Annotated in this window: 14 protein-coding genes; 11 read left to right on the top strand and 3 right to left on the bottom strand. The window is 39.2% G+C overall.

Translation table 11 applies throughout. The features are described from left to right. Positions 1–156 precede the first annotated feature (156 nt). The 7 genes from I6E78_RS16325 to I6E78_RS16295 all read left to right on the top strand — a co-directional run bounded on the left by I6E78_RS16325 (position 157) and on the right by I6E78_RS16295 (position 6208). The gene (locus I6E78_RS16325; protein ID WP_197182910.1) at positions 157–1596 is read left to right on the top strand and encodes a diguanylate cyclase domain-containing protein; all 1440 of its coding nucleotides are present in this window, start codon (positions 157–159) and stop codon (positions 1594–1596) included. Between the two features lie 428 nt (positions 1597–2024). Further along, on the top strand, positions 2025–2978 hold the full coding sequence (locus I6E78_RS16320) for a slipin family protein (RefSeq protein WP_197182909.1): 954 nt from the start codon (positions 2025–2027) through the stop codon (positions 2976–2978). A gap of 21 nt (positions 2979–2999) precedes the next feature. Further along, positions 3000–3452, top strand: a complete 453-nt coding sequence (locus I6E78_RS16315; RefSeq protein WP_011329901.1) for an NfeD family protein — start codon at positions 3000–3002, stop codon at positions 3450–3452. A 171-nt stretch (positions 3453–3623) separates the two neighbouring features. Then, positions 3624–4457, top strand: coding sequence for a patatin-like phospholipase family protein (locus tag I6E78_RS16310; protein ID WP_179807811.1), 834 nt, complete (start codon positions 3624–3626; stop codon positions 4455–4457). Between the two features lie 198 nt (positions 4458–4655). Beyond that, entirely contained in the window at positions 4656–5426 is a 771-nt protein-coding gene (locus I6E78_RS16305; RefSeq protein ID WP_011329899.1) for an undecaprenyl-diphosphate phosphatase, read from the top strand. 22 nt (positions 5427–5448) lie between these two features. Then, positions 5449–5670, top strand: coding sequence for a hypothetical protein (locus I6E78_RS16300; RefSeq protein ID WP_011329898.1), 222 nt, complete (start codon positions 5449–5451; stop codon positions 5668–5670). A 346-nt stretch (positions 5671–6016) separates the two neighbouring features. Continuing rightward, positions 6017–6208: a DUF3185 family protein gene (locus tag I6E78_RS16295; protein ID WP_011329897.1), complete on the top strand. Its 192-nt coding sequence runs from the start codon at positions 6017–6019 to the stop codon at positions 6206–6208. A 186-nt stretch (positions 6209–6394) separates the two neighbouring features. On the opposite strand, the gene ahpF is transcribed toward I6E78_RS16295, so the two are convergent. Both ahpF and ahpC read right to left on the bottom strand, forming a co-directional pair. Continuing rightward, complete coding sequence (gene ahpF / locus I6E78_RS16290) at positions 6395–7966, bottom strand: alkyl hydroperoxide reductase subunit F (protein ID WP_011329896.1); 1572 nt, start codon at positions 7964–7966, stop codon at positions 6395–6397. Positions 7967–8117: 151 nt separating this feature from the next. Then, positions 8118–8687, bottom strand: a complete 570-nt coding sequence (ahpC, locus tag I6E78_RS16285) for an alkyl hydroperoxide reductase subunit C (RefSeq protein ID WP_011329895.1) — start codon at positions 8685–8687, stop codon at positions 8118–8120. Between the two features lie 256 nt (positions 8688–8943). On the opposite strand from ahpC, the gene I6E78_RS16280 reads away from it, so the two are divergent. From I6E78_RS16280 to I6E78_RS16270, 3 genes are all read left to right on the top strand, one after another. Then, positions 8944–9363 (top strand): DUF3429 domain-containing protein, encoded by a 420-nt coding sequence (locus tag I6E78_RS16280; RefSeq protein WP_011329894.1) that lies wholly within the window; start codon positions 8944–8946, stop codon positions 9361–9363. A gap of 28 nt (positions 9364–9391) precedes the next feature. Next, positions 9392–9796, top strand: a complete 405-nt coding sequence (locus I6E78_RS16275; protein WP_011329893.1) for a hypothetical protein — start codon at positions 9392–9394, stop codon at positions 9794–9796. Positions 9797–9974: 178 nt separating this feature from the next. Beyond that, positions 9975–10778, top strand: a complete 804-nt coding sequence (locus I6E78_RS16270; protein ID WP_182683687.1) for a class I SAM-dependent methyltransferase — start codon at positions 9975–9977, stop codon at positions 10776–10778. A gap of 8 nt (positions 10779–10786) precedes the next feature. On the opposite strand, the gene I6E78_RS16265 is transcribed toward I6E78_RS16270, so the two are convergent. Then, positions 10787–12388, bottom strand: coding sequence for a GMC family oxidoreductase (locus I6E78_RS16265; protein ID WP_197182908.1), 1602 nt, complete (start codon positions 12386–12388; stop codon positions 10787–10789). A 104-nt stretch (positions 12389–12492) separates the two neighbouring features. Between I6E78_RS16265 and I6E78_RS16260 the strand changes: the two genes are divergently transcribed. Continuing rightward, on the top strand, positions 12493–13494 hold the full coding sequence (locus I6E78_RS16260; protein ID WP_086994573.1) for an AraC family transcriptional regulator: 1002 nt from the start codon (positions 12493–12495) through the stop codon (positions 13492–13494). Positions 13495–13496: the final 2 nt, after the last annotated feature.

Below are 13496 nucleotides of genomic sequence, written 5' to 3'. Positions count from 1 at the left end.
GCTGAGAAGCTATTTATCGACTTGCAGAAAACAATATGTATCTGCAAGCCTAGCCCTTGAGTTATTATTCAAAAATCAGCTGCCTGATATATTCATTTCAGATGAGGCTGAATAGTTACAAAATAATAACGTTTAATGTTTAGCTTGGAGAAACAAGTGAGTGATGACTCAATACTAAAATTGTGGCAGGTTTTAAATAAACTCAGTTTAGCTATTTTATTATACGACAATAAAAATAATACTTATTGTGTTAATACTGCGGCGCAAATTTTATTTGATTTAAAGCATTGCGACAATTTAGATAGCACTGCATTTAATGCTGTCACCCTCCTGAGCGTGCATAATAATAAACATATTGCTATTGAGTCATTATTCGATTCAAAAACTAGCACTAATATACAGCTAAAAAAACAACAACAAAGCATACCGTTAAATATCGCCCTTACCCAATTATCTGATTCTGCTTCTATGTTGTGTTTAGAGCCTTTAAAAAGCGATGTAATTGAGCTCTATAATTTTGATCGGGTTATTTCTGAAATATCAACAGACTTAATCGACATACAAAATGATGATATAGATTTGCATATTAATTTTGCGTTAAAAGCCATTGGCACTGCATTTGCTGCCGATCGTAGTTATTTATTTGAATTTAATACCGACAACGAAACCATTACTAACACCCACGAATGGGTGAATGAAGGCATTGAACCTTTCAAACAAAGATTACAAAATGTGCCAAAAACCGAGCTACCCTACTTTTTTGAAGTAATGAACGCTACGCATTTGTTTCAGGTAAACGATGTTTTAAAATTACCTCAAGCAGCAAACGCTGAAAAAGTTGAGTTTCAGATACAAAAAATACAATCTGTTTTATGCATAGGGCTCCTTTTTGATAAAGAGCTTATTGGTTTTATAGGCTGTGACTGTGTTAATTTTAAGCGCGCATGGACACACATTGATCTGATCAGAATAAAATTAGTGGGCGAAATAATTGCCAACGCATTAAAAAATATAGATTACAAAAAAAAGCTGCAACTAGCCCAGCAACAACTTATTACTGCTAATCAAAAATTAAGTTTATTAGTTAATACCGATGGTTTAACTAATATTGCCAATCGCCGCTGTTTTGATGAAACACTTAAAAGTGAAATACAACGTTGTGCTCGTAATAAGCATTCACTTAGCTTAATTATGTGCGATATAGACTTTTTTAAACGCTATAACGACAATTATGGCCACCAAAAAGGCGATGACGCACTTAAGCAAGTTGCTAAAACACTAAATAAACTTTGCAGGCGCGAAGGTGATTTAGCTGCGCGTTATGGTGGGGAAGAATTTGCAATTATTTTGCCTTCGCTTAACGCAGCAGAGTGCCATCAATTTGCATTATTATTACAACAAAAAATAGCGCTGCTAAACATAGTACATAGCGACTCTAGTGTTGCAAAAACACTCACACTTAGCGTGGGCTTTTATAGCACATATCCAACTAAAAACACCCGCCCCGAAACAATTATTAATAATGCTGATGCAGCCTTATATGAAGCTAAAGAAACGGGCCGTAATAAAATTTGTCAGTTTTTTGAAAGTAATTGAATATCACCTTACTAGGGTCTGTTGACCCTTGCGGATTAAAATTTGTTCAAACTAGGGGCGATTTAATCACGGCGCGAGGTTTGTAACCTAGTGGGCTAAGTGAAAACCGAGTAACAAAGAGTCAATCGCCCCTAGGCAGAACCCTTCGGGNACAAAGAGTCAATCGCCCCTAGGCAGAACCCTTCGGGCAGCGCATGTTTGGCATTGATGCTACGTTATCGCCTATTTATGGGGAATAACCACACCACATAGGCTCTGCCTTGCCTAAATACCAAACACACTGCTGTAAATTTAACCTTGAAAGATCAACAGACCCTGACTATTTTATAGTGAAACCACATCAGTAATGTTACTCTAGCAACGTTGAAATTATAAACAACACTAACAATTCAACTTGTTAACTCTTTATTATTAGAAGGAATATTTACATGGACCCGATTGCACAAGTGCTCAATACAATATTTACCGTTGAAGCATTTTTACTCATTTTTGTTTTAGTACTGCTAAAAAGTAGTGTCAAATTTGTACCACAAAACCGCGCTTGGTTAATAGAACGCTTTGGTAAGTATCAATCAACTAAAGAAGCAGGTCTAAACTTTATCATCCCATTTATTGATCGTATTGCTGCAGATCGCAGTTTAAAAGAACAAGCACAAGACGTGCCTTCACAGTCGGCAATCACTAAAGATAATATTTCGCTTACTGTAGATGGTGTTTTGTATTTCCGTGTGCTTGACCCATATAAAGCAACCTACGGCGTTGATGATTACATATTTGCTGTAACTCAGCTTTCGCAAACAACCATGCGTTCTGAGCTTGGTAAAATGGAATTAGATAAAACTTTTGAAGAGCGTGACGTACTGAACACTAATATTGTAACTTCTATCAACCAAGCGGCAGAGCCTTGGGGCATTCAAGTATTACGTTACGAAATAAAAGATATTGTGCCACCACAATCTGTAATGGAAGCGATGGAAGCACAGATGAAAGCAGAGCGAGTTAAACGCGCACAAATACTTGAATCTGAAGGTGACCGTCAAGCCAATATCAATGTGGCCGAAGGGCGTAAACAAGCACAGGTATTAGGTGCTGAAGGTGAAAAGGCAGAACAAATTTTACGCGCAGAAGGTGAAGCTAAAGCAATTATTGCAGTTGCCGAAGCACAAGCCGAAGCCCTGCGTAAAGTGGGTGAAGCTGCCGATACAGAGCAAGGCCAAAAAGCAATCCAACTTGATTTAGCAACTAAAGCAATAGCTGCAAAAGAAGCCATTGCCAGAGAGTCATCAATTGTATTGCTTCCTGATAATGCCACCGATGCAAGCTCAATGGTTGCACAAGGTATGGCCATTATTAATAGCTTAAATAAAAAGCGTCAAGGCTAATAACTAAATAAAGGAGTCGGTATGGAATTTATTACCCAAAATTTACCACAAACCTTAATGGTACTTGGGGTTCTTGCGCTGATCATAGAAGTAGCCGTATTGGGGCTCTCTACCTTTATATTGTTATTTTTTGGCTTATCGTTATTTATAACCGGGCTGCTCATGAGTATGGGAATATTAGCCGACTCTATGACCACTGCGCTTTGGAGTAATACTCTAATAACAGCTGCAATTTCTATATTGCTTTGGAAGCCCCTAAAGCGGATGCAAAATAATGTTGAGCGTAAACCAGTTAATAGCGACTTTGCAGAGCTGACTTTTGTACTTAACCAAGATGTGACTATTGAAGGGTTAAGTACTCATCAGTATTCTGGCATTAGCTGGCAACTTAAAAGCAAACAGCCCATTAGCGCCGGTACGCAAGTTAAAGTAACTAAAAAAGAAGTTGGTGTAATGTGGGTTCAAAGCATTTAAAAACCTACAGCAATTATATTTTTCTAAACCGTTAAAATAACAATAAACGGGCAATTAAACACTGCCCGTTTATTTTGTTGAGTATTTATAATAAATAATCGCCTACCTCCTCCCTCGCACTTTGCTAACTAAGTTGATAGCATTAAAAAATGATGTAAGGAATATATCGTTATGACAAATCAACATAAACACACTTTGGTTGTTGAAGGGGGGGCAATGCGCGGTATTTTTGCAGCCGGTGTACTTGATGAGTTTTTAAAACAAAACTATCAACCATTTGCACGTTATTTTGGCGTATCTGCAGGGGCTACAAATGTAGCCGCCTATTTATGCAAGCAACCAATGCGCAATTACAAAGTGATCACCGACTATTCATGTCGTCCTGAGTTTATTAATCTTGCGCGCTTTATAAAGGGTGGCCATTTATTTGATTTAGACTGGCTATGGCAAGAAACCATTCGTGAAATACGGCTAAACACCGAAGTGTTTGCGCAAAACCCGGCAGACTTTTATATTGTTACTACGGCTATCGAATCGGGTAAAGCCCATTACTTAAAAGCCACCAGCACCGATATGGTCGAGCAATTAAAAGCGTCTTGTGCTATTCCTATTGCGTATCGCGACTATCCAATAATTAATAATATAGCCATGACCGATGGCGGCGTAGCCGACTCTATTCCCGTTATAAAAGCGTATGAAATGGGTGCACGTGAAATAACCGTTATTTTATCTCAGCCTTTGGGTTATCGTAAAAGGCCAAGTAAAGCACCATGGTTAACTAAACAAATATATAAAAACTACCCGGCACTTATTAACACAACCCTCACCAGAGCCGATGTTTATAACCACAGTATTGATTTTATTAATAACCCACCCGCTGATTGCCGGGTAAATATTATAGCGCCACCAGTTAATTTTAAAGTGGGCCGTACCACTAAAAAGCTTGCAACCCTTAACACTGGCTACCAAATGGGTGTAGACGCCGCAAAAGCATTTTTAGCTTAATTCAAAACTAACTTTGTATTATTTAAAATTACTGCCCTTTATTTTAAATAAACATTAAAACACTTTAGATATTGTTAATAAGCTCTTATCCTATGGCGGAATTTTGATAAGTGAGTTATGTATTGTTTCTCATGAAATATTATGAGCATTAGCAACTCCCATTGTATTTTTTATTAAGTATTTAGGAACACATTGAACGTGGACATTTTTAACGCAATTATTTTAGGTATTATTGAAGGTATTACTGAGTTTTTACCTATTTCGTCAACCGGGCATATTATTGTAGCAGCGCAATGGTTGGGTATAGAAGCAACGGCTACTAATCAAGCATTCGGCGTAATTATTCAATTAGCCGCCATTTTAGCGGTACTAGCCAACTATAAAGATAAGTTCACTCCAAAACATCTTAACTTATGGATAAAAGTAGCCATCGCATTTATTCCGTTAGGCATTATTGCTTTCATTTTTAGTGACGTAATAAAAGCACTATTTAACGTACCTGTTGTGGGAGTAATGTTTATTGTTGGTGGCGTGATTTTTTTACTGCTAGAGCGCAATTATAAAGAACAAAACTGCACCACTACCGATGTTACTCAAGTGACTTATAAGCAAGCAATATGGATTGGTATAGCCCAAGTATTTGCACTTATTCCTGGTACAAGCCGTGCGGGTAGCTCTATTGTAGGTGCTATGTTGTGTGGCTTAAACCGCAAAGCCAGTGCTGAATTTTCATTTTTACTTGGTTTACCTGTACTTGCTGCAGCGTCTGGGTATGATTTGCTAAAGCATTATGACTTATTTACTTTTGACGATTTAACCGCCCTTGCTGTAGGTTTTGTTACCTCTTTTATAGTGGCCTATTTTACAATTAAATTATTTATCCGCTTTTTAGAAAACTTTACTTTTGTAAGTTTTGGTATTTACCGCATTGTATTTGGTGTTATTTTATTAACCATAGCTTACGTTTAAAACATATTTAAGAGAGAAAATAATGAACGAAAAAATAAATCAAGAAGCACTCCACGCACTTAAAATAGCATTTACCTACATGCCTAAAGCAATCGAGGTGACTAAATACGAGTACGGCGAGCGTTATCAAACCGTACTTGATCATATTGAAGCCGTGCGCGAAACACTCCTTATTAACGATGTAGATCCTGAGGAAGTAGGCGGCGATATAAATCCAGAGTACACACCAAATTCAACCTATTAAATAATCATAAATTGCGTTAGCTTATTTACTATTATTAAATTAGGGTCTGTTGACCTTTGCGGGTTAATATTTGTTCAAACTAGGGACAATTTAATCGCGGCGCGAGGTTTGTAACCTAGTGGGCTAAGTAAAAATCGAGCAACAAAGAGTTAATTGCCCCAAGGCAGAACCCTTCGGGCAGCGCCTGTTTGGCATTAATGCTGCGTTATTGCCAATTTATGTGGAATAACCACACCACGTAGGCTCTGCCTTGCCTAATTACCAAACAGACTGCTGCAAATTTAACCTTGAAAGATCAACAAACCCTAGTATATTTAACTAACACTCTAAAAAGTAAGGATCTATTATGAATAACAAAGTGATTGGTATTGTGCTTATTATTATTGGCGTTGCGTTGGCTATTTGGGGGTATGATGTTTATGAAGCAGCTGGCTCACAAGTTAGCCGCGCGCTAAGTGGCGACACGCCAATAGAAGCATGGGCCGGTATGATCGGTGGAGCTGTGTGTATAATAGTCGGCATTACCAGGGTTAAGTAACATACAGCTTATAAACGCTGCATGTTAAAAAAACAAAAATAATCAGTGTTTATTTAACCCCTAAATTAAATATTAAAAAAAGCCGCCTTTGGAGAAGGGCGGCTTGGGTGAACAAACAGCTATGGGTGTATTTTTGCTGTTATATCAAGAGACGTTTTTTAACTAACCTGATGCAGATTAACTAAATTAAGCTTGCTCTGTTTCATCGCTGTGGCGAATTAAGTAATCAAACGCACCTAAACTGGCTGTTGCACCACTGCCCATAGCAATTATTATTTGCTTAAATGGCGTATTGGTTGCATCCCCCGCGCCATAAACGCCTGGGAGTGATGTTGCGCCTTTGGCATCAATTAAAATCTCACCAAATTTGCTCAGTTCAAGCTCGCTGTCTTTTAGCCATTCTGTATTTGGTATTAAACCAATTTGTACAAATATGCCCGCAAGAGTGAGTTGCTTACTGTCGCCACTTACGCGGTCGGTGTAAGTTAAACCGGTTACTTTTTTGCCATCGCCGAGTACTTCGGTTGTTTGTGCACTTTTAATAATAGTAATATTAGCCATACTGCTAGCTTTGCGAATAAGTACTTCGTCGGCACGTAATGTATCGGCAAATTCAAGTACCGTTACATGTTCTACAATATTGGCTAAATCAATCGCGGCTTCTATACCTGAATTACCGCCACCAATTACCGCAACCGGTTTGCCTTTAAATAAGGGCCCATCGCAATGTGGGCAATATGCCACACCGTGGCCACGATATTGTTGCTCGCCAGTCACGTTCATTTCGCGCCAGCGTGCGCCTGTTGCCAGTACCAGCGACTTGGCACTCAGTACCGCGCCGTTTTCTAGAGTAATTTCGTAACCATTATTATTGCGACTAAGCTTAGCTGCGCGTTGATTATGCATTACATCTACATCGTATTCTTTAACGTGCTCTTCTAGTTGTGCTACCAGTTTTGGCCCTTCGGTGGCTTTAATCGAAATAAAGTTTTCGATTGCTAAAGTATCGGCTACTTGTCCGCCAAATCTATCTGCAACAATACCGGTGTTTAACCCTTTTCGTGCTGAGTAAATAGCAGCCGATGCACCCGCAGGCCCACCACCAATAACTAACACGTCAAACTTTTCTTTTTTACTTAACGACTCAGCTTGGCGCTGTGCACCTTTGCTATCTACTTTATTGAGTATGTCGGTTAAGCTTAGTGCACCTTGGCTAAATGGTTCGCCATTTAAATAAACAGCCGGTACAGCTAAAATGTTGCGCTCTTCTACTTCGCCTTGAAATAACGCGCCATCTATCATGGTGGCTTTAATTTTATTATTAGTTGCTGCCATTGTATTTAAAGCCTGCACTACTTGTGGGCAGGTTTGACAACTTAAGCTTATATACACTTCAAAATTAAGCGCTTGGTCGAGCGACTTTATTTGTTCAATGTCCTCGGCTTTTGCTTTACTGGCATGTCCGCCAGTGTGCAACAGCGCTAACACTAAACTAGTGAATTCGTGGCCCATAGGTACACCCGCAAAGGTAATATGGGTGTTTTTAATAGGTGAATGTACAACCATTGACGGACGACGCGCGCTTGTGTCTGGGTTGTTTATTACCGTAAATTTATCGCTTAGTGAGGCTAAATCGTTTGCTAAGCTTGCTACTTCTGTTGATTTTTTGCTGTCGTCCAAGGCGATAAGCAGCTCAACAGGTTGAGTAAGCGATTCAAAATGGCTTTTTAATTGATTTTTTATGTTGTTATCTAACATGGCTTAACCCTTTTAGGAAAATTTAAACAGCAAGCCTCCCATGCCAAATAATGCATGTGCTTAAACAAGTATATTGATATAGGAGGCACCAACAAACGGATGTTCGTTGATTTAAGGGCAGTTACCTGCCCTTACTTGGTAAATCGAGTACTTAGATTTTACCAACTAGGTCTAGTGAAGGTGCAAGTGTGTCTTCACCTGGCTGCCAAGATGCAGGGCAAACTTCACCGTCGTGCGTTGCAATGTATTGTGCTGCTTGTACTTTACGAACGAGTTCTTTAGCGCTACGGCCAATACCTAAATCGTGAGTTTCGATAATTTTAATTTCGCCTTCTGGGTTCATTACAAATGTTCCGCGAAGTGCTAAGCCTTCTTCTTCAATCATTACACCAAAGCTACGTGTAATACGCCCTGTTGGGTCGCCAATCATAGGGTAAGTAATTTTACCTATTGTGTCTGACGTGTCGTGCCATGCTTTGTGAGTAAAATGAGTATCGGTAGATACTGAATAAACTTCTACGCCCATTTCTTGTAATTGTGCGTAATAATCTGCCATGTCGCCAAGTTCAGTTGGACATACAAAAGTGAAATCAGCTGGGTAAAAGAAGAAAATAGACCATTTACCAAGTACGTCTTTTTCAGATAATTCTACAAAGTCGCCGTTGTGGTAAGCGGTTGCATTGAATGGTTGTAATTTTGTGTTGATTAATGAAGTGCTCATGGTATTTCCTCATTTATGTTTAATGTATTTAAAAAGTAATCAACGCTATCGTTTTAAACGACCTTCTGCGTTGGCTTGATTAATACTATAAGACTAATGAAGATTTAAATAAAATTGATTGTTTAGATTGATTCAATCAGTTTTTAAGATGGTGGTTTGGCAAATTACTTTTATACGCAATTTTTTAAGGTAGCTATTAGTAATACTGTTACAATAGCCGCGCTAAATACTCACCATATAAACGAGGCGTGCTGTTATGGAAAAATTTATTAACCACATACAACTAGGCTACTTGGGCTTGCTCCCATTTTTAGGCTGTGTTGGTTGGCCACTAATGTTTGGCAGTAACAGTGTAAACTTAGAGTTTTTTACTTTTTACAGCATTGCTATTTTAGCCTTTATGGCGGGTAACTTATGGCGCGCTGGTGAGCAAAGTTACAGTAATGCTATAAAAGCAGTTATTGTAGTTATACCTGTACCGTTTTTATCATTTTTACCAGTTGAATGGGCGCTTGCGTGGTTAGCGGTAAGCTTTTGGTTGGTGCTTATTTTTGAAAAAGCCTCACCGCAATGGCAAAGTTACCATAAAGATTATCAAAAAATGCGTTTTGTACTTACCTCTGTCGTGTTTGTATGCCATATATTTACTATTGGTATGAGCATTTACCCTAACTAATTTAAACTATTGCGCTTAAGGGCACACCATGATTGACCAATTGCGCCAGCAACTTAATACGCTTGGCGAAAACTACGTAGAAAAAAAAGCGGTATTTAAAATTAAAGTTATTCCATTTTTTTGTGCCATTAGTATAAAAAAAGATCATAAAAGTGAAGGCCGTCTGAGCTTTTATTCTAATCAACTCATTGAAATACTTATGGTGGTATTATTTGTTTTGTTTGGCTTATCTATTTACGACATAGACGCTGGCTTTACCCATGGCCCTATTCATATTATGTTCGCAATTTTAATTACCTTTAACCTTATACTTAAGCAAGTGGCCATTGAAGGGTTAAAAACACGTTTAGCCATGCTGCGTTTATATGAGCAACAAGCGCTAAATAATAACGCCGACGTTATCATTGCAAATAGCGATAAAAATACTAAATAACCTGATCTCAAGCAGCTATTTTCAGCGCTAACTGCGTTGAATTTACTTGCAATAGGCCAGCTATTGACGCGTAAATTCGCCTTGTTTTCACTGAAAACCTCTGGCTAGAGAAAATTAAATATAAATATGATTCAATACGTTAGTAAATCTCTTAACCAGAGTCCAGCTTAAATAACTTATGTACCTAAATCCCAAATGGAAAATACTCACTGTGGGCGATGGCGATTTATCGTTTTCTAACGCGCTGCATCAGCACCTAAAGCCGAGCTTATTGGTTGCCTCTACGTTTGATGACGCAGCCACTATTGAGCATAAATACCAAGACAATGCACTAAGCACTTTAAAAACCAATAAAGTAACCGTACTTAATAGCTTTGATGTTACAAAACCCCATTGCTGGCAAAACCTAAACGTTAACTTACATAGCTTTGATGTGGTTATTTTTCAATTTCCGCTTGTTCCTGCCTTTGTGGGCCGCGAAGCGTTTGAAAACAATACTCAACAAACCAGTATGAACGTATTTAATCGTGCTTTACTGCACCAATTTATAAAATACGCTAACGAGTATGCGCTTAACCCCAATGGCCCAATGCTGTGCTATATCACTTCAAAAGACGTAAAGCCTTATCGGGAGTGGAATATAGAAGGCAGTTTAAATGCACATTTAAACGCTGAGTATTTAGGGCAAATGCCGTTTGATATTAGCCGCTTTGCTGGTTATAAAATTCGCAATGTTGACCGTGATAAACACGTAAAAGACACCAGCGGTATTACCTATGTATTTAGCCCAAAACAGCATAGCGAGTTAAGCTGTCATCTTACTTTGCCGCATTATTTAACCCCAAATCACTGCCCACTTTGTCGTGTTGGCCCTTATATGGCAACCGAGGACGAAAACAAACACTTAAATGCCAAAAAGCATCAGCAAATGCTGCGCCTAGAACACGACTGGCAACAATGGCTTAATGCCTTTTATGCTTAACGCTTAATTTAAGGATTAGCCTGCTTAATTAAATCGGCCGCTTTTTCAGCAATAGCAATAACCGCAGCATTGGTGTTACCGGTTATTATGCTGGGCATAATTGAGGCGTCTACTACACGTAGCCCTTGTATAGCGTAAACTCGCAGCTCATTGTCAACCACTGCAAGTGGATCATTACCCATTTTACAGGTGCCTACTGGATGGTATTCGGTATCGGCCGTTTGACGAATAAATTCAATCAATTGCTCATCGTTATTTATATCAAGCGGGTAAACCATGTCACCACGAATGGCATCAAATGCACTGCTTTGCATTATTTGTAGTGTTTTTTTAAGGCCCTGTAACATCACTTTTATATCGTCGGGATGGCTTAAATAATTAGGATCGATTAGCGGCGCGCTGCGCGGATCACTATCGGCTAACTTAACAGCACCGCGGCTTTTAGGGCGCATAATACTACTATGAATACTGTAACCATGGCCGGTGTGTAATTTTCGGCTGTGATCATCCACTAAACCCAGCACAAACTCTAGCTGTACGTCTGGCGCAGGGGAGTCATCAAATAACTTAATAAATGCATGCGACTCTGCAAAGTTAGTAGTTAAGCACCCTTGGCGCTTACTAAACCAATCTATACAGCCTTTTAACACCCTAGCAGCCCCTGGGATACTCAAGCCAAACGTGCCTTTACTGGTTTTTGCTCTATACAAAGGCACCACTGTAAGGTGGTCGTGTAAGTTAGCCCCCACCCCTTCTAATGGTACTATCACCTTAATATTATGTGCGTGTAAATGGTTGCTGGGGCCAACTCCTGAAAGCATTAATAGTTGCGGCGAATTAATTGCCCCGGCACTGAGGATCACTTCGTTATTGGCGTATAAATTAACCACCTGTTTATTACGTTCAATTTGTACACCTTGCGCCATATTATTGTTTATTATTACTTTATTTACATGGCTATTGGTTAATACGGTTAAGTTTGCACGTTTTAAATGAGGAGTTAAGTACGCTTTAGCTGCGCTGCAACGCTCTCCATTATGTTGCGTAACCTGTGAAAGCCTAGCACCTTGCTGCTCGGTTGCATTTATATCGTTATTTAAACTCACCCCTTGCTCAACGCAGGCATTTAAAAAACATTGATTTACTGGGCTTGACTCATTCAATTCTTGTACGTGAAGTGGCCCTTGTGTGCCATGTAACTCACTATTGGTAAATGTTTTATTGTTTTCGGCTTTTATAAAGTAGGGTAATAAACTGTCATAATCCCAGCCACTATTGCCATTGGCCGCCCACTGATCGTAATCGTATTTATTGCCTCTAATATACACCATGGCATTAATAGAGCTTGAGCCACCCAATACCTTACCTCGTGGCATAAAACCACAGCGATTATTCAGCTCTTTTTGCGCTACTGTATTGTAATGCCAGCTATTAATACCATAAGGCACACTTGCAGCAACCCCTGCAGGCATTTGTACAAAAGCAGTATTATCGCTAGAGCCTGCTTCAATTAAGCACACACTTACATTGGCATTTTCTGATAGCCGCGAGGCAATAACACACCCTGCACTGCCCGCGCCTACTACAATGTAGTCAAATGTTGTATTCATAGCATGCCTTTTATAATTTTCACAAATTGCCCATAACCATAATATTGCATAGATAAAAACATAAAAACTTGATATTTTTAGACACTCAACAGCAAAGGTTAACTATGAGCAGCTTAATAAGAGCCACGTCTTTACAAGGTATTGATACGCTAATTTTAGAATTTGGCGCAAATGTAACTGCCATTATGCAAGCGTGTAATATTAACGTTGATTTTACTCAGCTCGAAAACCAATATGTAAGCTATCGTTGCTATGCAGCATTATTAGAATACTGCGCACAACAATTTAATTGCCCCAGCTTTGGCTTAAAGCTCGCCAGCCGACAAAGTTTTGATATTTTGGGTTATATTTCTATTGCCGCTAAAAGCGGTACCTATTTAAGTGATGCACTCGATTGGGTGGTTAAATACTTACATTTGCACAGCCCTGCTCTTCGGCTTACGGCTCATCCATTAGAGGACGATAAAAGCTTATTTTTATCGTTCGAAATTAACCTCAACCCGCTACCTAACATTAACCAAGTTACCGAACTAACGATTGGCTTAGCAATGGGAGCGATTAAAAAGCTTAGTAATAACCAATGCAAACCTATCACAGTTTTTTTACCACAAAAGCTCACCACCAGTAAGTATGCTTATAACAGCTATTTTGACTGTAAAGTAATAGAGCACCGTAACAGCGCGGGTATTGTGATTGCGAAACAAGACTTAAGCATAGCACTTGAACAAGGGGAGCTGACAAACGTAGAGGCTGCACGAAACTTTTTAGCTAAAAATAGTCAATACAACAGCCCATTACCCATTCAAGTAAGCGCGTTAATGCGCCCCATGCTGCCTATTTATCAGTGCTCTAATCACACGATTGCTGCGGCGCTTAATATGCATCCACGTACTTTGCATCGCAAACTAGCTAAGCATAATACCAGCTTTGTAAAACTCAAAGATGCCACGCGCCGTGCACTTGCACAGCACTACCTAACACAAGGGCAACTTACTATATCAACCATATCAGAATTATTGGGTTATCAAGAACAAGCCACATTAAGCACCAGTGTTAAACGCTGGTTTGGCTGTTCTCCTCGCGCATTTAGAACAAATAATTGTTAAAC

Origin of the sequence: Pseudoalteromonas sp. NZS127 (assembly GCF_015864805.1) — a bacterium.
Taxonomy (GTDB): Bacteria; Pseudomonadota; Gammaproteobacteria; order Enterobacterales; family Alteromonadaceae; genus Pseudoalteromonas; species Pseudoalteromonas nigrifaciens.
This window is presented reverse-complemented; position numbering and strand designations above follow the sequence as displayed.

Coding starts and splice junctions, on each gene's coding strand:
- I6E78_RS16270 (WP_182683687.1), top strand. CDS start 9,975: ATGTACCTAAATCCCAAATGGAAAATACTCACTGTGGGCGATGGCGAT.
- I6E78_RS16275 (WP_011329893.1), top strand. CDS start 9,392: ATGATTGACCAATTGCGCCAGCAACTTAATACGCTTGGCGAAAACTAC.
- I6E78_RS16315 (WP_011329901.1), top strand. CDS start 3,000: ATGGAATTTATTACCCAAAATTTACCACAAACCTTAATGGTACTTGGG.
- ahpF (WP_011329896.1), bottom strand. CDS start 7,966: ATGTTAGATAACAACATAAAAAATCAATTAAAAAGCCATTTTGAATCG.
- I6E78_RS16295 (WP_011329897.1), top strand. CDS start 6,017: ATGAATAACAAAGTGATTGGTATTGTGCTTATTATTATTGGCGTTGCG.
- I6E78_RS16310 (WP_179807811.1), top strand. CDS start 3,624: ATGACAAATCAACATAAACACACTTTGGTTGTTGAAGGGGGGGCAATG.
- I6E78_RS16320 (WP_197182909.1), top strand. CDS start 2,025: ATGGACCCGATTGCACAAGTGCTCAATACAATATTTACCGTTGAAGCA.
- ahpC (WP_011329895.1), bottom strand. CDS start 8,687: ATGAGCACTTCATTAATCAACACAAAATTACAACCATTCAATGCAACC.
- I6E78_RS16260 (WP_086994573.1), top strand. CDS start 12,493: ATGAGCAGCTTAATAAGAGCCACGTCTTTACAAGGTATTGATACGCTA.
- I6E78_RS16265 (WP_197182908.1), bottom strand. CDS start 12,388: ATGAATACAACATTTGACTACATTGTAGTAGGCGCGGGCAGTGCAGGG.
- I6E78_RS16300 (WP_011329898.1), top strand. CDS start 5,449: ATGAACGAAAAAATAAATCAAGAAGCACTCCACGCACTTAAAATAGCA.
- I6E78_RS16280 (WP_011329894.1), top strand. CDS start 8,944: ATGGAAAAATTTATTAACCACATACAACTAGGCTACTTGGGCTTGCTC.